This window comes from Ectobacillus funiculus (genome assembly GCF_004138295.1).
In the GTDB taxonomy this organism is placed as follows: domain Bacteria; phylum Bacillota; class Bacilli; order Bacillales; family Bacillaceae_G; genus Ectobacillus; species Ectobacillus funiculus.
In genome coordinates this window covers 1-21,219 of record NZ_SCFM01000040.1, presented here as the reverse complement: position 1 = coordinate 21,219, position 21,219 = coordinate 1, and the positions used below count along the sequence as shown (strand labels likewise).

The window sequence follows — 21,219 nt, the reverse complement described above, 5'->3', positions numbered from 1 at the left end:
ATGAGCGGCCAAAAAGCAGAGCAGATGGTATGCCTTGCAGTTGGATTTGTTCCTATACATTTGGCTACGGATGTTAACGAACAAAACGAAGGCAGGGAGATTCCCCTGCCTTTGATAAGCATAATAAGGGTAAGGAGTGATGCAGGTGGTAATCAAATCTTCTGATACCAATCTTCTTAGTTGGAATCACGCTTTGTATTTGACAGAACGAAAAATGAATTCCTCCATCCCGGAACAGGATGGGGAAAGGCATGTTCGTCAATGGTGCAGCCGTACGGGATTGACTCCGGAATTGCTGCTATATCGTTTAAAGGAAGACGGCCTTGACTACCATGCGTTTCAGAAAATCCTGGGTGGAGCTAATGAACCGATCCCATATAAAGAAAAAGAATGGCTTAAAATCTTGGAATGCATTTTTTCTGTGGATCTTTCTTTAACAGAAGAGGAGATTAAGAGAATCGATCGTTCCCAATCCCCGTTCTATCCGTTTATGGTTCCATTTATGGCCTGGGGGAAGAGGAAAGTGCTGGATCAATGCCAAGAATGGAGTAAGTCTCGGCTTGAACTGCCTTTTAAAATATCAGAGCTTGTTTCTGTTCTTGTAAGAGCTGTTCATCAGCATATTCATGCAATGGCTGGTCGGGTGTTGGTTTACGAACTGAATGTAGCCCGTATTCAAAAGAAATTGAAGGGGGATACACCAGAAGCCCGGTTTGAATCATTTGTACGCGAGAATTTGCAGGAAAAACAGGCGATATATCAGCTTCTGCAGGAGTATCCGACGTTGGCCCGTCTGCTAGCGGAGGGCACAAATGATTTGGTTTTTGCGTTGCTGGAGGCGGTTGAGCGCTTCTTAGAGGATCATGAAGCTATTACACACATGTTCAATGGTGATTTTCGTGAATTGGTTGACATTGATACTAAGGCAGGGGATCAGCATAACCGTGGCCGAAGTGTCATGATTTTCCGTTTTTCTTCAGGAGAACAGCTTGTTTATAAGCCTCGATCTCTATCTGCGGATATTCACTTCCAACAATTTCTCCGCTGGATGAATGAACGGGGAAGCCATCCAGCATTTCGTACCTTAGAGATTCTGTCTCGTCCCGACTACGGCTGGGAAGAGTGGATAGAGCCTCAAGGATGCGAAACACGTGATCAAATCAGCCGCTTTTACCAACGGATGGGCGGCTATGTAGCTGTACTTTATTTGCTATATGCAACAGATTTTCATTTGGAAAATGTGATGGCCTGCGGGGAACATCCATTTCTGGTTGATGTCGAGGCGCTGTTTCAAAATATAGCTCCGATGAAAGAGACGGAAGCAAGTGCATTGCAGAATGCGGCCCGAATCCTGAATCAATCTGTCCTTAGGACCGGTATGCTGCCGGTGTCACTGTTTAAATCAGGGACATTTCGCGGGATGGAGGTAAGCGCAATCGGAGGACGCGCAGGCCAAGAGCTGCCCCGGCCAGTTTACCGCTATGAGCATATCCGGACAGATCAAATGAAATTAGTGCAGGCGAAGGGCTTCTTAAAAGGCGGCCACAATCGTCCGAAGTTGAATGGGGAAGAGGTAAGGGCGGAGTTGTATATTGAAGAGCTTGTTGAGGGATTTCAACAAACCTACAAGCTCTTTATCGATTATCGAGAGGAGCTTATGACAGAGGAAGGCCCTTTGCTGTCCTTTGCTGATGATCCTGTCCGTTCGGTTGTTCGACATACGTATAATTATGCAACAATGCTTAATGCTAGTCTGCATCCAAACTACTTGAAGGAAGGGCTCTCCCGTGTCCAACTATTTGACTTCATGTGGCGGGCGGTGGAGCATCAGCCTTCTATAGCTGGGCTTGTTCCGTCGGAAACGGCGGATATGCTGCGGGGAGATATTCCTATGTTTCACAGCAGGGCAAACTCACGGGATCTGTGGGATGGACGAGGGAAGAGAATCCAAGATTTTTACCAGCAAACTGCTCTGGAGCTGGTACTTGAAAGACTGCAAGGATTTAGTTTAGAAGATTGTAAGAAGCAAAGCCACTTTATCCGTATGTCCATGACAACGATTGCCGGAAGAGATATTTCAAATTCCCCAACTTCTTTACGGGCTGTATCGAAGACGCCTAGGCACCCGGCCGACCGGAAGCAGTTTCTGGACGCTGCGGTTGGAATCGGAAAGACTTTGCTGGATCAGGCCATTTGGGGGGAAGACGGAAGTGATATATGCTGGATCGGGCTAGGGTCCGATGAGTGGGAACAATTAATGTTTACTCCGATGGACGCGAGTCTGTACGATGGTGTTCTTGGAATGGCATTGTTTTTTGCTTATTTATCGCAAGAAAGCGAGGATCCGGTATTTGAAGAAGCGGCGCGTGCGGCGATCCGGGCAGCCTATCGCTTCTGGGAAGCGGATTTCACCTTGCCATCCATCTCCGCATTTAACGGCTGGGCGGCCGGTTCGTATGTCTTAAGTCATTTAGCTTTGTTGTGGGAGGAACCGGAGCTTATGGATCAGGCTTTGCGCTTGCTCCAAAAAATAGAACCGCTGATTGAGCAGGATACGCTGTACGATTTACTGGCCGGTTCTGCGGGAGTAATCGTAGTAGCATTAAGAATCTATCATTTAACCAAAAGCAAAGAAGCATTGGATATAGCCCGGAAAGCGGGAGATCATTTACTCAATAAGGCTAGGAATCTAAAAACAGGGATTGGCTGGGCATTTGAGAAGGAAGGGTGTGTTCCGATAGGCGGGCTCGCGCATGGAGCAGCGGGTTTTTCATGGGCCCTGATGGAATTGTCTAAAGTGAGCGGCGATGAAAGATTTCTAGAGGCTGCATGGCAGGCATTGGCCTTTGAAAGAACTTTGTTTGAGCATGAAACCGGGAACTGGGCTGATGTTCGTCCTGATGAATTGAAACGCTCAGCCAGCACGGCAGCGATTAAGTGGTGCCATGGGGCGGCTGGGATAGCGATGGGGAGGATCAAATCCTACCAGTTGTATCCTGATGACACGATTCGGGAGGAGATTGAGATTGCTTTGGATACGACGCTGCGCAATGGTTTTGGGGTAAGTCATTGCCTGTGCCACGGGGATTTAGGAAATATAGATACAATGCTTCTCGCTGGAGAGCTTCCCGGACAGGAGTCCTGGAAAAGAACAGCTTTAGCCTGTGGAACTCGCGTTTTGCAGGAAGCTGAAATGAACGGGTGGATTTGCGGTATTCCGCATGGATTAGAAACACCTGGATTGATGACAGGATTGGCTGGAATTGGCTACGGCCTGTTAAGACTTGCTGACCCGGATGCTGTTCCTTCTATTTTAACGTTGGCCGGCCCTACACGAAAAGAAAAAGGAGAGCATAACAATGGAAGATACGAAATCCGCTTCTAGAAATCCTGTTCGTATCACCAGACGCTCCAAGGTTCCGTTTATTGAACAGATGGAGCAATCAGAGTGCGGCTTATGCTGTTTAGCAATGATTTTTTCTTACTATAAAAGCGAAGTCCCTCTATCGGAGCTTCGAGACCGGGGCGGCGGGGGCAGGGATGGAACGAACCTGCGCACTCTCCGGGATATTGCACAATCCCTAGGTATGACGGGCAGCGGCCATAGGGCAGCAGCCGGACAATTGCAACACTTGCCTTTACCTGCTATTTTGCATTGGCGAGGTGATCATTTTGTCGTGTTGCAGAAAATCAAGGGGGATCGGGTGTTTATTATCGACCCGGCAATCGGCCGGCGCATTCTCTCCTTGAAGGAACTCGAACAGGAATTCTCGGGAACGGTTCTCCTCTTGCAGCCAGGACCTTCCTTTACAAGATGGAAAAAAGAATCAGTCTGGCGTCAATACCTTCAGTTTCTCAAAAACGAGTCCTGGTTGGTTTCCTTCGTACTAGTCTGGACCCTATGGATTCAATTGCTGGCATTGATTACACCAATGGCTACAAGGTATTTGCTGGATTATGTCATTCTCCCGGAGGATGCGACTTATATGGGGCAAGTGCTGATCGGCATGATTTCTTTAATGATAGTGTATACCATTATTTCCTTGCTTCGAGGAAGGATTCTTGTTCAATTACAGAACCGATTAGACTTGCGTTTGATGAGCCGATTTTTTGATCGGCTGCTTCGATTGCCTTACCAGTTTTTTCAACTGAGAACGAGCGGTGACCTGATTTTACGGGCAAACAGCAATATGATGATTCGCGAGATTCTTTCCTCCCGAACTGTCAACATCGTGTTAGACGGTGGATTGGTCATTATGTTTTTGCTATATATGCTGAGATATTCCCCTATACTGACAGGCTATATTCTGTTGGTGGGAGCTCTGCAGGTCGCGGTGCTCCTTATCGGAAATCCACAGATCAAGCGTCTGACCCAAGAAGAGATTCTCCGCCAAACGGCGGCGGCCAGTTATTTGACGGAAGCGATACATGGCATTTTGGCCGTGAAATCGGAGGGGGCGGAAAGGCTTGCTTATGAGCAATGGTCGAAACTGTTTCAGGAGCAGCTCAAAGCGGCCGAGAAGCGTGGATTCACAACGGCTTATATGGAAACAATCAACTCTGTACTTAAATATGCTGCCCCGCTGCTTCTATTGTGGATGGGAAGTTGGCAGGTGCTTGAACAAAACATGACAGTCGGAACCATGTTCGGGTTTTATTCACTTGCTATCGGATTTTTAGTTCCCTTGTATTCGTTAGTAACGACAGGAACACAAATGGCTGTTATGGGAACGTACTTTAATCGAATCATGGATATTGTCGGCGCTCCTGTTGAACAGAGTAAGGAAAGCGAAGGCGATGTGTATCGACTCAACGGGGAAATCCGACTAGAGAATGTGAGCTTTCAATACAGTCCATTTAGTCCAAAGGTCATTCGCAATGTATCGCTTCATATCGGGGCCGGTCAGAAGGTGGCCATTGTCGGGTCATCCGGTTCTGGAAAAAGTACGTTGGCCTGCTTGTTATTGGGGCTATATCCCCCGACTGAAGGCTCTATTTGGTTCGATCACGAAAATGTAAATAACTTGGACAAAACAATGTTAAGAAAACAAATGGGGGTAGTAATGCAGCATACGACAGTTTTCAATCGGTCCATTTATGAAAATATTTCCTTTCATAATCCTGAATTGAAACCCGAACAGGTCCGGAAGGCGGCTGAATTGGCAGAAATACATGAGGATATTATGCGAATGCCAATGCAGTATGGAACATTGCTGTCAGAAACAGGAAGTAATATTTCCGGCGGCCAAAAGCAACGGATTGCCTTAGCTCGAGCCTTAACACACCAGCCTGCCATTTTGTTGTTGGATGAAGCGACAAGTGCACTAGATGTTACAACAGAGCAACGTATTCAGGAGAATTTGGCCCGGCTGTGCTGCACCCGTATCGTGATTGCGCATCGTTTAAGCACCATTTTTGATGCGGATACAATTATTGTGCTGGATAAGGGGGAAATTGTAGAGATGGGATCTCATCATGAACTACTTCAAAACAACGGGCACTATGCGCAGTTTTACCGAAACCGGATAAGCGAGCAACAGAATGAGGGGGTATCTTTATGAAGAGCAATAAAAGATGGATTCTACTTTTTATGATGGCGATTGTTCCCCTTGTAGGAATTTGGGCTATGAATAACCCGGGAGTAGTGGCGCAAGTCTTTTTAAATTTGGGGGGAATTAAGCAAGGAGAGGCATTTCCGCAAATAAGCGGCGAAGAGGTAGAAGGAGATTCATTTCGTTTAGAATCATGGAAGGGAAAGCGTTATGTGGTCATGGTTGCCCGAATTGATTGCGAGGTTTGCCAAAGTACCTATCCTACCTTAGAGAAAAACAGAGACATTCTGCAAAAATATCACTTTGTGATGGTTGGAAAAGGGGAGAAGGAAGCGTATAGGCAGGTGAAAGCAGAGCATGCTTTTCCGTTTCCAATCGTTTACGCTGATGAACAAATACAGAAGGATTTAAAGATCAAAGTCTTTCCAACCTTTTATCTGATTGATGAAGAGGGAAAGGTCATCCAGCGGCTGGATGGCTTCGATGAAGGGAAATTTTTAAAAATGCTGGATGAGCTGAAGAAGGGATGATCGGGATGACAAGGTTGTTTGGTCAAGTGGTTGCCGGCATTGGATGGGCGATTTCAGTTTATCTTTACTTTGCCAAACAGTTGGGGGGATTTGTCTGTCCGGTTGGGGACTGCCAAACAGTGAATAGCAGCCAGTATGCGGAAATCGGTTCGATGCCGGTTTCCTTTCTGGGAATCTTGTTTTATTTGTCAGTATTTAGTTTATTATGCAAAATTCCGATTCTCTCTGATAAAATCAACCGGTTATTGCTCGGCATTCTTCTGAGTATTGGACTCATTTTTTCTATTTATTTAACTTATGCAGAACTCTTTTGGATACATGCAATTTGCTTTTGGTGTATAGTGTCTCTAGGCTGCGTAGTTGTATTAAATATTTTATACTGGTTGGACTGCCGAAGAAGCATGTCTTCGGGTTATTAATAATCCTGCTGCTTAGGAAACAGGAAGTACCATGCTATTTTGTTTTTTGTCCAAATTTAGAAGAGAGCGGTGTTGAAGGTAGCAGCGAAAGATGGAGCAGGAAATGTAAGTTCAGTAACAAAAATGCTTCTGGTGCAAAGGTAATTTATCAAAAACGTAGGATATGAACTAGTATCAGTAGATTGCTTGCAATTGTGTTGAGCTTTTTGCACCAGAATCCCCTGTGTTTGATTGGAGGATGTTTATCATAAAAAGGATGAATCTGTTTGCTTTTCAATCTGTATCTTCAGGTTCAGACTATGAAAATCTTTGCCAGCTACCTAGTTGAATAGCCGACTGATAATAGAGCTACATTCAGGATTTTCCAGTGATGTAAGTGCTTGACTTTGTCTTCTGGTTGTTATTTTGGTTGCTTTGCTTCCATAAGCCTACCGCTATCCATAGACAACCAAGGGCGACAAGCAGTCCATGTGCAACTCGGAGCGGTTGCCCACCGAAGAATTGCGGAATATACAGCCACATTCCAAAAGTGAAGGGGATGCCGCTCCATTTCTGGTACCTGCCGGACTTCCAAATCGCGATAGCAAGTATAACCGCAGCAATGGCGAGTAGGAGGAGTCCTATCAGGAACATAACAAGACCTGCACCAGAACGAACGTCAGCTGCTAGGCTAATCAAAGCGGGGTTCTGTTGCTTTATTGCCTCTTGCCCTAAAGCGTGTAGACCGTACGCTTCTCCTCCATAAAAAGGCAAAGTTAGACCTATCCCTATCCAACATATGATGACAGACCAATACGCTAGCGACTTCACGGCTCCCTCTTGTAAGGAGTTATAAAACCCAAGTAAACCAAGCGGTAGTAGTGTGAAAGCGATCATGGCTAGAATATGCGCCACCAGCCATTCGGCAGAGGCGAAAGCTGCGGCGCCTTGTAAGGATGTTTCATCGGAAAAGGGACGGATCGCTGGGTAAAGTACAAATAATATTCCTGAAATCACGAGGGCTGCAGCACTAAGGTGGGAACGAGCCACCTGTGTCGATCCTGACATAAGCTTCATCTCCTTGGTTCAGTCATGTACTTAGTCATTATTGATTACTAAGTTAATAGCTACCGATTCTATATTACCTCAATTAAATAGATATTTAAGTATTTTTATGTAAAAATTTCATTAATTTCCCTTTTTTATGCACTAATGTGGGTTTCTTACTCACTACATCTGATATAAGGACCAACCCAGAAATGGCAGTGAGGTTTGGAATAGATGAACAGCCCTCTGGATCTATTTGGAAGGCTATGTCGCACATTTGATTTGTTGTTTCTAAAAGAAAAAAGCTATATTGCTACATTACGTAGAAGTATAGCTTTTTTTTCTTTGTATTCGAACAATGTGTCTTATACATATTAGTTTACGTAACATGGAATTATCGGGATTCAATATACATAAGAGCCTGCCAAAAGCTCTCTAATTAAGCGAACTGGAGGCTTTCGTGTTCACATAACCAATGTTATTGAACGTTAATTCTCATACATATATTTCATATTTTAAGGCATTCTATGGTTGTTTATATAAATCGCTAACTAACTTATAGCCATGGTGATAAAAAAACTAAAAAAGGAATTTAAAATATGAGAAATACGATAGACTCTGTTTTTCGGACGGTCACACTTATTACTTTGTACATAATAGTTACACTCAGCCAATTTGTTACCGGAAAAAAATAGCATAAAATGTAAATAAAATACAGGAAAACTAAGAGTTATCTATTGTTACAACATTACTGTACAATACAACCTGTTACTTAAAGGTTGTATTCTCTAATACAGTTACTTTTTCAGTCGTCGACTTTCCTATTTGTTTTGTGTGCTCAACCAGCCGAAGGATATTATTACAACATTGTTTGGCGCCTAAAATTAATAATGGTACACCAATGAAATCGATTTTTAACCTTCTGGAAAATAATCCTCCAATTGTCATAGCAAATGGAACAGTTGGTGATGTGTTGGAAAAAACGATATTTTCATGACATTGATACTTAACCTGCAATAATAGACTTAGGTTTTTTAAGGCTGAAACAACATGTTTGGAGGCCCCTCGACCGATTGTATAAACAGAGTTTCCATCCTCATCTACTCCATGAAAAATAATCTTTCCCATATCAGAAGTGGTCAGCTTATTGAAATAGTCAACAGATAATATTTCTTCTTTAGTCAATTTTCGGTCCGTAGGCAATTTTTTCAAATGATAAGCTGCTGCCAAAGAAGTGGTATGTGTTCCACCAAAATCATTATATATATAAATCACCGTATCATCCTTTGTGGTATTTATTTATACCTATTATCACCTTTTGTTTTGTCTGTTAATCAAAGCAGGTGCTTCTTTGGCTCTTATCATGTTAAATAGCATTTGATTCCAGTAAGAATCCCTGACCAGTTCCTTGTTAAGTCAAATTCAGAAGTAAGCTCTCTGGTGCAACGCTAAGCAAAAAGGGGCTCGGTTCGCCAACACTGTAAAGCTGCAAGTGATGCATAGCCCGGGTACAGGCAGTATAGAACAATCTGCGCAGGCTCTCATCACCATATACTTGCACAGATGCGTCATAAATGATGACGGCGTCGAATTCGATGCCTTTAGCCAAATATGCTGGTATGACGACAACGCCCTGCTCGTATTCAAGCGAGCTGCTCTTTACAAGCTTAATGTCTTTGACGTTGCTTAGTGCCTCGTATGCGGCGGTGCTTTCCGCAGCGGATTTGCATATAATCGCGATCGTATTATACTGCTGATTTTGCAAGTCTGTGACTTTGGAAGCGATGCAGCGGTGCAGTTCGGCGTGATCGGATAATTGCGTCAGCACAGGCTTCTCGCCATCACGTTCAAAGGGGGTAATCTGTTCGCCACCGGGCACGAGTCCGCGTGTAAATTCGACAATCGGCCTTGTGGATCTGTAGCTTCGGGTCAAGTTGATTGCATCCGTTTCATCCGGTCCGTACAATCCGGTAAGCATGTGGAAATCGACCATTTCGCTGGCATGGGCGAATATTGCCTGGTTAAAGTCGCCGAGTACAGTCATCTTTGCCGAAGGAAACAACCGTTTCAAAAACTCAAATTGAAACGGAGAATAATCTTGCGCTTCGTCTACAAGCACGTGTTTAATCGAGGTATTCGTCTGAAAGCCTTGAATCAGCTCTTTCAACAGTAAAAATGGGGTAGCATCTTCGTAAAAGAGCTTGTCTTCGTCCAGCGTTTTCACTGTCGATAGGCAAATATCCGTCCACTCCTCGGGTGTGTTGCCCTCTATCCATGGTTTGATCCGCGTTGGATCGGTGAAAAGCTGCTTGTATATTCCTTTAATGTCGACGAAACGAAGTGTGCGGATCCGTTCGCGCAGCGGTTTCAGCTTCTTACGGACGATCATTCGACCGAGCGCTTCGATCTCGCTCTCATAATTGTTAAGCGATTCTTCCGTCAAGCCGCGTTTTTTCAGTAAGTAGGTATAAGCCTTTTGATAATCCGCGTTGCTAAGCAGCTCGATTTCTTCCTGTACCCACGGCTTAGCCAGTTCATGTTTCTCCACTTCATTCATTCGTTCATTGAGCCAATCCGTCAATTTCTCAATCCTGTTGTGAAAGCGGAGCGAAGTATCGCTGCTATAAAACCTTTCCACGATTTGCTTGGCGGGGACAATCGTTTTTCCTCTAAACTTAATTCCTTTGAATAACATGCCGGATAATTCCAGAGACTGTCTGTATGTTTTGAGCGTCTCGAAAAAACGGGTTGATGCTTTGAAGCGGATGCTCGCAGCCCTAGTCTGGTAGGAAGGGGTATCCGATGCAGTCAGCACATATTCCAATTGCTCGTAAGGATCCTCGACTTGAAATGTGTTGCTGAGCCGATGGTACAAGTACTCCTGGAATGTGACCTGCTGCATATTCTCTTCGCCGAGTTCGGGCAATACATTGGATACATAGCTGTTAAACATCGAGTTAGGCGAAAATAGTATGATTTGATCGGCTTTCAATCTGTCTCGGTACTTGTAGAGCAAGTAAGCGATCCGTTGCAGGGCGGCCGATGTCTTGCCGCTGCCAGCCGCACCTTGCACAATGAGCAGTCGTCCGCGATCGTGCCGAATGATCCGGTTTTGCTCCTGTTGAATGGTAGCCACTATGCTGCGCATATGTGTGTCGGTGCCTTTGCCAAGTACCTGCTGTAAAATCTCGTCTCCAATAGTGAGACTGGTATCGAACATCGATTCGATAATGCCGCCGCGAATGATATATTGCCACTTTTTCTCCAGCTTGCCATGGATTACGCCTCCGGGTGTAGCATATTCGGCCGGACCGGGTGGGTAATCGTAGTAGATACTCGAGACCGGCGCTCGCCAGTCGTAGATAAGGAAGTTCTCTCCGCTTGTATCCGTGAGGGTGGAGATTCCGATATAGACTCGTTCCGCTGCGGAAGTTCCTTCTTCAATGAAATCGATTCGGCCGAAATAAGGCACCTCCTGCATACGGCGCAGTGCGGACAACCGCTTGAAGGCTTGCTTGTGGGTGCTTTGGCTTACGGACAGGACTTGAGCCTGTTGTCTCAAGCTGATGATTGTCTCCAGATAATCGTCGAAAGTATCTGTATTCACCTTAACCTCATCCCAAAAGTATTTCCGGATATCAACCACTTCTTGCCGACGCCGGACGGTTTCGTCTTCCAACTTGCCGATTAGCTCCGTAATTGTCTCCATGACACTGTCCACTCGTTCTTGCTCCTGCCGCAGTTCTTTGTTCATATCAAGCACTCCTTTAAAAAAATGAAAATAGGGATTGACTAAAGGGGTTTTTTAATGTAAAATAATAATTGGGATACTATGTTTTAATTTAAAATAAAACGTGTTTCTATATCAATTTACCACAGTTTTTTATTTTTATCAATGGATTTGGCATGAATGCCATATGATAGATCATACTGATTGCAAATTTCACTTGTCTTATTTAGATGCTTAATGGCATCTTTTTCTTTTTTCAACGCTTCAATAGCTACAGGATAGAAGGATTCTTAAAGAGTTTAATAGAAAATCTTTGTTTTTACAGAAAGGCGAGAACAACTGTATTACTAATAGCTCTTATTTTAAAAGCGCCGCTGTTAGCTGTCGTTATTCCTATATTCTTTTTAGTAAGCTCCCTCGGAGTTATTGCTACGACTTCTTTTTCATTAGCAATGGAGACACAAGGACATATTGCCGGAAGCGCCTCTGCATTATTAGGTTTATTGCCATTTGTGCTTGGTTCATTGGCTGCTCCGCTTGTGGGAATAGCAGGTGAACATACAGCTGTTCCAATGGGAGTGGTTATTTTTTCAGCTAGTTTTTTGGCACTCGTTTCCTATTATGGATTAGTCAGAAAAACTTCTTTAGCAGTACAAGCTTCAAGATGAAAATTTTTACTCTTCATATCTGATCGGGGACAAAGCCCATGTCAGCTGAGTGGCTGACATGGGCTTTGCTGTTTTTTTACACTGTAGGAAAGTATAAATTTCCAGCTAGAAGCGAATTCGACGTAGTCGGAAATTTTGGAAATACAGTATAAGGGCAACTACGCCTCTGTCTTCGCCCAGGGGGCAGGGCTCGCCAATCAGCGAGTTTTCTTTATTTGGATGTAATATCAAAAATTTTTAACTTTGTTTTTATGGAAGATAAGAGAAGGATAATTTAACGAAAAGAGAGGATGAAAAAGCATCAAGTAGAGCAGGGGAGGGGTTAGTACAGACGTCCTGGGATCTAGTTTTAAAGATTGCATGAGACTGTAATTTCAATTACCACAATAATAAATTTTTTTTTTAAACAACTAATGACCATTTAATAGATCGAATCGGAGTTCATGCCCCCAATGCCTTACTGCAATGGGGGAGAGATACCATTATTATAATAAAATATTAAATAACACCTTGCTCAATCATAGCATCAGCTACTTTTACAAATCCGGCAATGTTTGCACCGATAACAAGGTTACCAGGAGCGCCGTATTCTTGAGCAGCTTTCTTGCTATTCTGATATATGTTTTTCATAATCGCGTGTAATTTGCTATCGACTTCTTCAAACGCCCAAGAGAGTCTAGCGCTATTTTGAGCCATTTCTAATGCTGATACAGAAACACCGCCAGCATTCGCCGCTTTAGCAGGGGCAAATAAAACATTGTTTTCCAAGAAAATCTCGATAGCTTCTAATGTAGAAGGCATGTTTGCACCCTCACCAATGGCTTTTACTCCATTAGAAACTAATAGTTCTGCAGACGCTTGATCGATTTCATTTTGAGTAGCACACGGTAAAGCGATATCGCATGGTACTGTCCAAATTCCATTGCAATTTTCTGTATAAATCGCTTGAGGATGATCAGTTACATAAGCACTTATACGTTGCTTTTCTACTTCTTTAATGCGTTTAACAGTCTCTAAGTTAATGCCATTTCCATCATAAATATATCCATTGGAGTCGCTGCATGCCACTACTTTAGCACCTAGCTGCATCGCTTTTTCCATCGCATAGATTGAAACATTTCCTGATCCTGATACAACAACCGTACTGCCTTCAAAGCTAAGATTCCGATCTTGTAACATTTCTTCAACGAAGTAAACTGTGCCGTATCCAGTCGCCTCTTTACGAGCTAAACTTCCGCCGTAACCAATGCCTTTTCCAGTTAAAACGCCTGCTTCAAAGCCGCCACGCACTTTTTTATACTGTCCAAATAAAAAGCCAATTTCTTTACTTCCAACACCGATGTCACCAGCTGGAACATCTGTATCAGGTCCGATATATTTGCTAAGCTCTGTCATGAAGCTTTGACAAAAACGCATAATTTCTCCATCTGATTTTCCTTTAGGGTCAAAATCAGAACCACCTTTGCCGCCGCCAATTGGTTGACCCGTTAAAGAGTTTTTAAAGATTTGCTCAAACCCTAAAAATTTAATAATACTCGCATTGACAGATGGATGAAATCTTAATCCACCCTTATATGGACCAATTGCACTGTTATATTGGACGCGAAATCCACGATTCACCTTAACATTTCCTTGGTCATCAACCCACGGTACACGAAAAGAGATGATTCTCTCAGGTTCAACGATTCTTTCGAGGATGGCGTGCTGGATATATTCAGGTTTCTTAGCGAGAACCGGTATCAAAGACTCGAACACTTCTTTAACTGCTTGATGAAACTCACTTTCATTGGGATTTCGTTTTTTAACGGTTTCAAATACTTGATTAACATAATTTTGCACACTTTCTGTATGCGTTGATTGATCTTTTTCAAGTGTTATCATGTATATTAGTCTCCTATTTATTGGTTAATAATAGAAATTTAAAAAATATTCTTATGATTAGGTATTTGCAACGTTGCTATTATAGAATATTTTATAGTCAAACAAATAATCGAATCAATATAAAGAAACGATAATATTAATGCGTTTTTTGCATTAAGAGATGAGGGGGATATAAAGTGGACTTTAGACAAATCCGCTATTTTATGGAAGTTGCTATTCGCGAACATGTAACCGAGGCCGCAGATTCTTTACATGTAGCACAATCTTCTGTAAGCAGACAAATTGTAAATTTAGAAAATGAATTAGGAGTCGATTTGTTTATCAGAGACGGACGGAGGGTTCGTTTAACGCCAATCGGAAAAATATTTTTTGAACGGATGAAGCATGCCATGAATGTGATGGATGATGCGAGACGTGAGGTTGAAGAATATTTAGATCCGGAAAAAGGAACCGTGCGCATTACATTTCCGATTAGCTTAGCTGCACATACATTACCAACCGTGATCTATGCATTTAGAATGCGCTATCCTGAAGCTAAATTTCAGCTGAAACAAGCACTTTATCGCGACTTAATCACCAATGTTATTAAAGGAGATTTTAATCTCGCACTAATCGGTCCACTGCCTTTGGAAGAAAAAAAGCTGCAACAAAAACCATTATTTACGGAAAATATTTTGGCTCTTTTGCCACTTCACCACCCGCTTGCGAAAAGGTCCTCCCTAAGGCTTCGGGAACTAGCAGAAGAACCATTCGTTTTATTACCTGAAGGTTATATCTTTCGAGATCTTGTTGTGAATGCTTGTCAGGAGCTGGGCTTTACGCCACACGTTGCCTTTGAGGGGGATGATATTGATGCATTAAAAGGATTAGTTTCAGCTGGTCTCGGTGTTACTCTCATGCCAGAAGTCACATTAGTCGATAGCTTTCCACGCTCAACAGTGAAAATACCATTGGTTGAACCAAATGTAACAAGAACAGTAGGCGTGATCACTCCGAAAGAACGGATACTGCTTCCAACAGAAAAATTATTTTATAATTTTCTTCAGGAATTTTTCAGGAGATCCGATGATTTTAAGCGTTGATTATTACGTAATGAGGTTCTGGTGCAAATGTGGTACAGGGTCTTGTTCTTTCTGAAACAGAGCACAGTGACCGAATCGAACATCTTGTCGTGCCTTTTTGAGATTTCTTTGGCGCCATTTTCTTTTTTAGTTTCGGATTAAGTATCGATCCTTTTACGTTAGGTGAATTCGTGTGGCTTGCATTAGGAGCTGTTCTTTTAACGATTATCGGCAACTTTGTGGCAGGTATGATGGCAGGCAGAAGAACAGGATTATCCCATAAAGCTTCTTCCAATATCGGCCTAATATCGTGTCCAGAGGAGATTCTCCATAGTATAGGGAATTACGTCTAAAAAGGTTGGTCAACTAATATGAATTTATAAAGGTGTGTCATAAGGGGGGAACAAATGGAACAGTATCGCGTGATTGGAAAGAGTATTCCAAAGAAAGAAGGCTGGGATAAGGTTACCGGGAGAGTAAAATATATCGATGACAAACAGGAAATCGGTACATTACATGTGAAGCTTTTGACAAGCGCCTATGCGCATGCTTACCTAGATCAGATTGACATAGGGGAGGCTTGGGGGGTACATGGTGTCCGTATGATTGTGACGGGTAAAGACTACCCGCTTTTAGTTGGGACTACCCTTGTAGATCGCCCAATTCTTGCCTTTGACACGGTACGGTATTTTGGGGAGCCGATTGCGATGGTCATAGCAGATAGCGAAGCAATTGCTGCCCAAGCAGTTTCTTTGATACGTGTTACATATAGAGAGCTGCCTGTAGTCAATTCACCTTTGCAGGCTTATCAAGAGGGTGCGCCTCTTGTTCATGAACAATTACAACAATACAAAATTACTTCACAAGTGCGACCGGAGCCAGGTACAAATATAGCGAATAGAATGAGAATCCGTAAAGGAAATATTGCGGAGGGGTTTGCGCAGTGTGATGTGATTGTAGAAGAAGTGTTTTCCTTTAATCAATCTGACCACACGGCGATTGAGACAAGATGTGCCGAGGTAGAGATCAAGAAATCAGGAGATGTTATTGTACACTCTGCCTCACATGCACCGTTTGGAATTAAGAAACAATTAAGTAAAACGTTTCATCTTGATGAAGGAAAGGTGCATGTCCATGTACCATTACTCGGCGGATCATTCGGTGCAAAAACGAATGTGCAATTAGAATTTTTGGCTTATGTTGCCTCCTTGGCTGTAGGGGGAAGAAGGGTGAAGATCCGTAATAGCCGGGAAGAAGACTTTGTTACATCACCTGTTCATTTGGGTTTATATGCAAAGGTTAGAATGGGGTGTACAAAAGATGGGAAATTACAGGCACTAGAGCTCTTGTATTTATTTGATGGCGGTGCATATGCAGAAAGGGCAATCCCTATTACTAAGGCTGCTACATATGATTGCACAGGGCCTTACTCCATAGAAAATGTATGGTGCGATTCACTATCGATGTATACCAACCATCCCTATGTAACAGATTTTCGAGGGTTCGGGCGTCCTGAGTCTGCATTCGTTACAGAACGAACCATCGATATCCTGGCAAAAAAAATAGGAATGTGTCCCTTAGAATTTCGTTATAAAAATGCAATACAGCCAGGCGACACGTCCCCTTCACAAGTTCTTTTGACTAAAAGTAATCTCGGAGATATCAAGGAATGCTTATTGAAGCTAAAGGAGCTTATGAATTGGGAAGAGGGGCAGCACATTCAAATTTCAGATCGGAAAGTACGGGCAAAAGGAATTGGCTGTGCTTGGAAGAATGGGAGTACACCGTCACATGCTGGAGCGGGTGCCATATTAACTTTTAACGAAGATGGCAGTGTAAATATTAATTGTGCAGCAATTGAAATGGGGCAGGGGACAAAAACCGTTTTAACACAAATGGTTGCAGAAAAAATGAATATGAGCGCAGATGATGTGCATATTCAAATGGAAGTAAATACGCAGGTGGCGCCAGACCATTATGAGACAGTGGCGAGCCGTACAACATATCTTTCCGGAAAGGCAGTTCTTGCAGCAGCAGAAGACGCGATTAGGCAATTAAAGCAAACAGCATCTGTTTTATTGGACATTTCAGTAGATGAGTTGGAAATCGCTAATAAAAAAGTATATATGAAGGCTGCACCTCATCATTCTGTGGACTTCTCTAAAATTGTCCTAGGCTATACATTTCCGGATGGAAGAGTCGCAGGACCGCAAGTTGTTGGAAGGGGAACATACATAGTTGAAGGAATTACATTTGACTGGGAAACGGGAAAGGGAAATCCGGGACCGGAATGGGGCGTGATTGCACAAGCAGTAGAAGTTGAATTCGACACAAGGGACTATACTTATAAGTTAATCCGTGCTGTAAGTGTTGCAGATGCAGGGCAGATTTTAAATCAAAAAGGTGCTGAAACGCAGATAATGGGTGCGATGAGTATGGGATTAAGCTTTGCAACGAGAGAAGGATTTAAGTATGACGACAAGGGTAGAGTGTTAACCAATCAGTTTCGCTCTTATAAAGTGCTTCATTATGGGGAGCAACCCAAGTATATCGTACAATTCATTGAAAATCCAGTTGATGGTTCCCCGTTTGGTTCCCGGGGTCTTGGAGAACATGGCATTATGGGGATGCCAGCCGCAGTAGCAAATAGTTTGTCCGTTGCTTCCGATGTTTCCCTTCATCAATTACCTCTTACTCCAGAGTATATTTGGAAAACGAAAAAGCAAGGAGGAGATAGATTCCAATGATGCCATTCGATTTCGAAGGCTATTTTCCTTATTCAATATTGGAGGCAGTGCAGCTGTTCGATAGGCTGTATCAAGAAGGGAAACAACCATTATATTACAGTGGTGGAACAGAGATCCTTACACTCGGAAGGCTAAATTTGATTTTTACAAAGGCAGTCATTGATTTAAAAGGAATTCCTGAATGTAATACTCTGACTTTTCAGCAAAATTCTATAGTCGTTGGAGCAACGCTTACCTTAACACAACTTGCAGAATCGAAAATATTTCCGTTCCTTGGAGAAACAGCTGTGAAAATAGCCGATCGTACATCGCGAAATCAAATTACATTAGGAGGAAATCTAGCTAGCGATATCATCTTTCGTGAAGCCGTACTTCCATTGTTGCTAACAGATAGTATTTTAGTTATTGCAGGCAGAGACGGGATTCGACATGTTCCTATACATCAGATTTTCATAGAAAAGCTGCGTTTAAACCCAGGACAATTTCTCGTGCAAATTATAACAGATGCTCACTATACGAAAATGCCTTTTTATGTTGTGAAAAAAAGGAAGCTTGAGGTGGTAGATTATCCACTTATTACACTTGCAGCATTAAGAACAGATACTTCCATACGGGTAGCGATTAGCGGATTATGTAACTTCCCATTTCGTTCTTCTGCCATGGAAATGGAATTAAACAACAAAAGTGCAACTCTCGAAGATCGAATTGAAAGGGCAGTTCGTTGTATTCCTGCTCCTGTATTAGAGGATATACGCGGCTCTAGAGAGTATCGTGTATTTGTGCTGCAAAATACTTTATACGATGCTTTAACATATTTAGAAGGGGTGAGCTCTTGAACATCAAACATATAAAATTAACCCTCACGATCAATGGCGAACAGCGGGATACAGTTGTAAGAATGGCAGATACATTGTTAGACATATTAAGAGGTAAATTCGATTTAACGGGTGCCAAGCGCGGCTGTGAGAATGGGGATTGTGGTGCCTGTACGGTGCTTGTAGACGGTTTGCCAAATAAGTCATGCATGATGCTGGCTGTTGATGCACGCGGAAAACAGGTCACGACAATCGAAGGCTTACAAAACGCTCCTATGCAACATGCATTTATTGAGAAATGGGCGTTCCAGTGCGGGTATTGCACATCTGGATTTATTATGAATGCACATGCACTCGTGAACCAGCATCCTAACGCAACTGACGAGATGCTGGAAGAATGGCTGAGTTCTAATATTTGCCGGTGCACCAGTTACCAGGAGATTAAAGAAGCTGTAAAGTATGTATTAAAAGGCAACGTTACATAAATATTTTTGTTCGTTTTGTGCCAATTCAGTGCGTCAACTACCCACCACTTAGCTACACTTGAAGTGGGGGCTTGCGAGTGACCAGCAGTACTGACGGTCTAAGACCTCCTACCTTGGAGTGTCCTCTGCATCATGGGCGTATTGACGGTCGCCCTGCTACAAGAGACATGCTCAAGTAGCAACCGTTACGCACGGCATTGCCTAGTAGTAGCAGTACTCAAATTTCCACACGTACTAGGCAGACGAGTTACGTCTAAGATTTTACGGCTGCAACGTATTCCTGCAACCAACCTCATATCTTAGGTTGTCAAAGAACAAAAAGAGTGCCTGTAGCGACGATTCGCCCAACGGTTACTCTCTTATCTAAAATTATACCGTAAAGGAGGAAATGCAGCATTGGAATGTTGCGCGACGCAAAAACACGCATTCCTCCCCGACTTACTCATTGGGCGACGCCCTTCACATTCCTTGAAGTCGGGGTATCCTGCACGAAAAACCTGATGAAAGTTATAAATCATTTTGTGGATTACGCTATATTATTCTTTTTATTCAATTTAAACAAAGAGCAATTCCATGCAGTTGTTCCTTTCATGGAATTGCTGGCTGCTCTGCATTCTCAGTTCGTTTGGATAGTGAGTGAAGCGTTTTCTAAAATTGGATTTCGCGAAACTGCTTTGGTGTTAGGTTCGTATGCTTTTTAAATGTTGTCATAAAGTGGGTGTCACTATTGAATCCTGCTGCAATAGAGATCTCCTTAATGGACAGCTGGGTGTTATGAAGCAATTTTTTCGCATAGTTTATCCGAAAGTTAATAACGTATTCATACGGTGAGTATCCGGTATATTTTTTAAATACACGTGAAAAATGAAAAGGGGTTAAATTGACATAATGCGCTAATTCCTTTAGATTGATCTCTAGATTAAAATGACTTTCAATATATGCAATGGCTTTTAGGATAATTTTTTCTTGAATATCTGTTGATTCATTTGAGATCTCATTCAATTCGTACATAATTTTATGAATGTTCATCGAAATAAAATGCTCATTGATATTGCCTTTTTCGGCCATAAGAAGAATTTGACTCATGCATTCTGGAATAACAAAATTATTCTCGATTGAAAAAACGCAGCCATTTTTCTCAAAGAGAAAATCAAAATAATGCTGACTAGAAATGCCCGAAAAGTGAAACCATTCGAAGAGCAGATTTTCATTTGCTCGGTACATATGCGGTTGATGGCAATTGAGAAAAACGAGAGTGTTTTTTTGCGCTTGAAATTCCTGATCTCCATATCTAACGGTCATGGACCCTCTTCTAATCAACATAATAAGATAGTTGCTGTAATTGTCTCTTTCCACGACATATTTATCGTTACAGTGGAATAGTCCAGAATCATGCAAACAGTAAAGCGCATTCTTCGCAAATTCACTGGGAATATGAAAGAAGACTTCAGATTGATGTAACACACCTTTTTCAATGATCTTCATAGTGTTCTCCTTTAATTCAAAATGAATTATACATTTAATCATAAAATTATAGTAATTAAAAAATGTAAAAAATCCCCTCGTAAATATCATAGCAATATTATTAAGTAAATAAGCAACATCACTTAGTGTATTTGCATTTTTATTATATTAAACTGAGGTAGAGAAAAGCAATAAGTAATAGTAACGATAAAAGGGGAGAGACGTATGAAGGAAGTAAGAATAGGACTTGTTGGTGCTGGATGGATGGGGAAGGCTCATACCAACTCTTTTGCAAACGCTTTAATGTTATTTGGACCTGAATTTGGAAAACCTGTTTTTGAAGTGGTAGCTGACGTAAATGTTGAGGCAGCTAAGCTGGCATGCGAAAAGTTTGGATTCTCAAGATGGGCTGAGAGCTGGCAAGAAGTTGTTACGGATCCACAGGTTGATGTTGTCGATATTGCTACACCGAATGCTTTCCACTATGAGGTTGCAAAAGCAGCTTTGGAAAACGGCAAACACGTGTATTGTGAAAAGCCACTTACCCTTTCCGCAGAGCAGTCAAAAGAATTAGCTGCACTTGCTAAGCAAAAGGGCGTTGTGAATTATGTTGGGTATAACAATGTTATGAATCCTGCAAACGCTTATATTAAAGAACTTGTTTCTTCTGGAAAACTCGGCAAAATTATGAGATTCTCCGGAACGTACGATCAGGATGGATTGCTAGATCCAACATTACCAATCACATGGCGTCATATTAATAAACATTCCGGAAGCGGTGCGCTGGGCGACCTTGGTTCTCACCTACTTAGCATTTCCCAGTTTATCCTTGGTGATATCA

At 42.5% G+C, this 21,219-nt stretch carries 15 protein-coding genes and 1 pseudogene; 11 read left to right on the top strand and 5 right to left on the bottom strand.

Annotation, left to right across the window (positions count from 1 at the left end):
• Positions 1-145: 145 nt before the first annotated feature.
• Genes EP737_RS19795 through EP737_RS19780 form a run of 4 tightly spaced genes read left to right on the top strand, consistent with a single transcriptional unit; the run spans position 146 to position 6,501 of the window.
• On the top strand, positions 146-3,385 hold the full coding sequence (locus tag EP737_RS19795) for a type 2 lanthipeptide synthetase LanM family protein (protein WP_165350870.1): 3,240 nt from the start codon (positions 146-148) through the stop codon (positions 3,383-3,385).
• Positions 3,360-5,561, top strand: coding sequence for a peptidase domain-containing ABC transporter (locus tag EP737_RS19790; protein ID WP_129730188.1), 2,202 nt, complete (start codon positions 3,360-3,362; stop codon positions 5,559-5,561). The genes EP737_RS19795 and EP737_RS19790 overlap by 26 nt, the downstream gene beginning before the upstream one ends.
• The gene (locus EP737_RS19785; RefSeq protein ID WP_129730186.1) at positions 5,558-6,082 is read left to right on the top strand and encodes a TlpA family protein disulfide reductase; all 525 of its coding nucleotides are present in this window, start codon (positions 5,558-5,560) and stop codon (positions 6,080-6,082) included. Before EP737_RS19790 ends, EP737_RS19785 begins: the two co-directional genes overlap by 4 nt.
• 5 nt (positions 6,083-6,087) lie before the next feature.
• Positions 6,088-6,501, top strand: a complete 414-nt coding sequence (locus EP737_RS19780; protein WP_165350869.1) for a vitamin K epoxide reductase family protein — start codon at positions 6,088-6,090, stop codon at positions 6,499-6,501.
• 354 nt (positions 6,502-6,855) lie between these two features.
• On the opposite strand, the gene EP737_RS19775 is transcribed toward EP737_RS19780, so the two are convergent.
• The 3 genes from EP737_RS19775 to helD all read right to left on the bottom strand — a co-directional run bounded on the left by EP737_RS19775 (position 6,856) and on the right by helD (position 11,281).
• Positions 6,856-7,548 (bottom strand): hypothetical protein, encoded by a 693-nt coding sequence (locus EP737_RS19775; protein WP_129730182.1) that lies wholly within the window; start codon positions 7,546-7,548, stop codon positions 6,856-6,858.
• Positions 7,549-8,295: 747 nt separating this feature from the next.
• A complete protein-coding gene (locus tag EP737_RS19770; protein WP_129730180.1) occupies positions 8,296-8,802 on the bottom strand; it encodes a DUF3189 family protein in 507 nt (168 codons plus the stop codon).
• Positions 8,803-8,938: 136 nt separating this feature from the next.
• Positions 8,939-11,281, bottom strand: coding sequence for an RNA polymerase recycling motor HelD (gene helD, locus EP737_RS19765; protein ID WP_129730178.1), 2,343 nt, complete (start codon positions 11,279-11,281; stop codon positions 8,939-8,941).
• A gap of 428 nt (positions 11,282-11,709) precedes the next feature.
• On the opposite strand from helD, the gene EP737_RS19760 reads away from it, so the two are divergent.
• Positions 11,710-11,925, top strand: coding sequence for a hypothetical protein (locus tag EP737_RS19760; RefSeq protein ID WP_205650984.1), 216 nt, complete (start codon positions 11,710-11,712; stop codon positions 11,923-11,925).
• Positions 11,926-12,423: 498 nt separating this feature from the next.
• On the opposite strand, the gene gdhA is transcribed toward EP737_RS19760, so the two are convergent.
• Entirely contained in the window at positions 12,424-13,806 is a 1,383-nt protein-coding gene (gene gdhA / locus EP737_RS19755; RefSeq protein WP_129730176.1) for an NADP-specific glutamate dehydrogenase, read from the bottom strand.
• Positions 13,807-13,982: 176 nt separating this feature from the next.
• On the opposite strand from gdhA, the gene gltC reads away from it, so the two are divergent.
• The 5 genes and pseudogenes from gltC (at position 13,983) to EP737_RS19730 (ending at position 18,914) form a co-directional block, all read left to right on the top strand.
• The gene (gene gltC, locus EP737_RS19750) at positions 13,983-14,888 is read left to right on the top strand and encodes a glutamate biosynthesis transcriptional regulator GltC (protein ID WP_129730174.1); all 906 of its coding nucleotides are present in this window, start codon (positions 13,983-13,985) and stop codon (positions 14,886-14,888) included.
• 38 nt (positions 14,889-14,926) lie between these two features.
• A pseudogene (locus tag EP737_RS19745) lies at positions 14,927-15,192 on the top strand (cation:proton antiporter domain-containing protein); the annotation flags it as partial.
• 82 nt (positions 15,193-15,274) lie between these two features.
• Entirely contained in the window at positions 15,275-17,614 is a 2,340-nt protein-coding gene (locus EP737_RS19740) for a xanthine dehydrogenase family protein molybdopterin-binding subunit (protein ID WP_129730172.1), read from the top strand.
• A complete protein-coding gene (locus EP737_RS19735; RefSeq protein WP_129730170.1) occupies positions 17,611-18,450 on the top strand; it encodes an FAD binding domain-containing protein in 840 nt (279 codons plus the stop codon). Before EP737_RS19740 ends, EP737_RS19735 begins: the two co-directional genes overlap by 4 nt.
• Before the next feature lie 2 nt (positions 18,451-18,452).
• The gene (locus tag EP737_RS19730) at positions 18,453-18,914 is read left to right on the top strand and encodes a (2Fe-2S)-binding protein (RefSeq protein WP_129730254.1); all 462 of its coding nucleotides are present in this window, start codon (positions 18,453-18,455) and stop codon (positions 18,912-18,914) included.
• Between the two features lie 648 nt (positions 18,915-19,562).
• Here the strand turns inward: EP737_RS19730 and EP737_RS19725 are convergent.
• Complete coding sequence (locus EP737_RS19725) at positions 19,563-20,399, bottom strand: helix-turn-helix domain-containing protein (RefSeq protein ID WP_129730168.1); 837 nt, start codon at positions 20,397-20,399, stop codon at positions 19,563-19,565.
• 204 nt (positions 20,400-20,603) lie between these two features.
• Between EP737_RS19725 and EP737_RS19720 the strand changes: the two genes are divergently transcribed.
• The coding region (locus EP737_RS19720) for a Gfo/Idh/MocA family protein (RefSeq protein WP_165350868.1) at positions 20,604-21,219 on the top strand (616 nt) is incomplete at its 3' end.

Excerpts from the sequence above, each read along its gene's own strand:
- EP737_RS19790 (WP_129730188.1), top strand. The coding sequence starts at position 3,360 with ATGGAAGATACGAAATCCGCTTCTAGAAATCCTGTTCGTATCACCAGA.
- EP737_RS19785 (WP_129730186.1), top strand. The coding sequence starts at position 5,558 with ATGAAGAGCAATAAAAGATGGATTCTACTTTTTATGATGGCGATTGTT.
- EP737_RS19780 (WP_165350869.1), top strand. The coding sequence starts at position 6,088 with ATGACAAGGTTGTTTGGTCAAGTGGTTGCCGGCATTGGATGGGCGATT.
- EP737_RS19775 (WP_129730182.1), bottom strand. The coding sequence starts at position 7,548 with ATGTCAGGATCGACACAGGTGGCTCGTTCCCACCTTAGTGCTGCAGCC.
- helD (WP_129730178.1), bottom strand. The coding sequence starts at position 11,281 with ATGAACAAAGAACTGCGGCAGGAGCAAGAACGAGTGGACAGTGTCATG.
- EP737_RS19760 (WP_205650984.1), top strand. The coding sequence starts at position 11,710 with ATGGAGACACAAGGACATATTGCCGGAAGCGCCTCTGCATTATTAGGT.
- gdhA (WP_129730176.1), bottom strand. The coding sequence starts at position 13,806 with ATGATAACACTTGAAAAAGATCAATCAACGCATACAGAAAGTGTGCAA.
- EP737_RS19740 (WP_129730172.1), top strand. The coding sequence starts at position 15,275 with ATGGAACAGTATCGCGTGATTGGAAAGAGTATTCCAAAGAAAGAAGGC.
- EP737_RS19735 (WP_129730170.1), top strand. The coding sequence starts at position 17,611 with ATGATGCCATTCGATTTCGAAGGCTATTTTCCTTATTCAATATTGGAG.
- EP737_RS19725 (WP_129730168.1), bottom strand. The coding sequence starts at position 20,399 with ATGAAGATCATTGAAAAAGGTGTGTTACATCAATCTGAAGTCTTCTTT.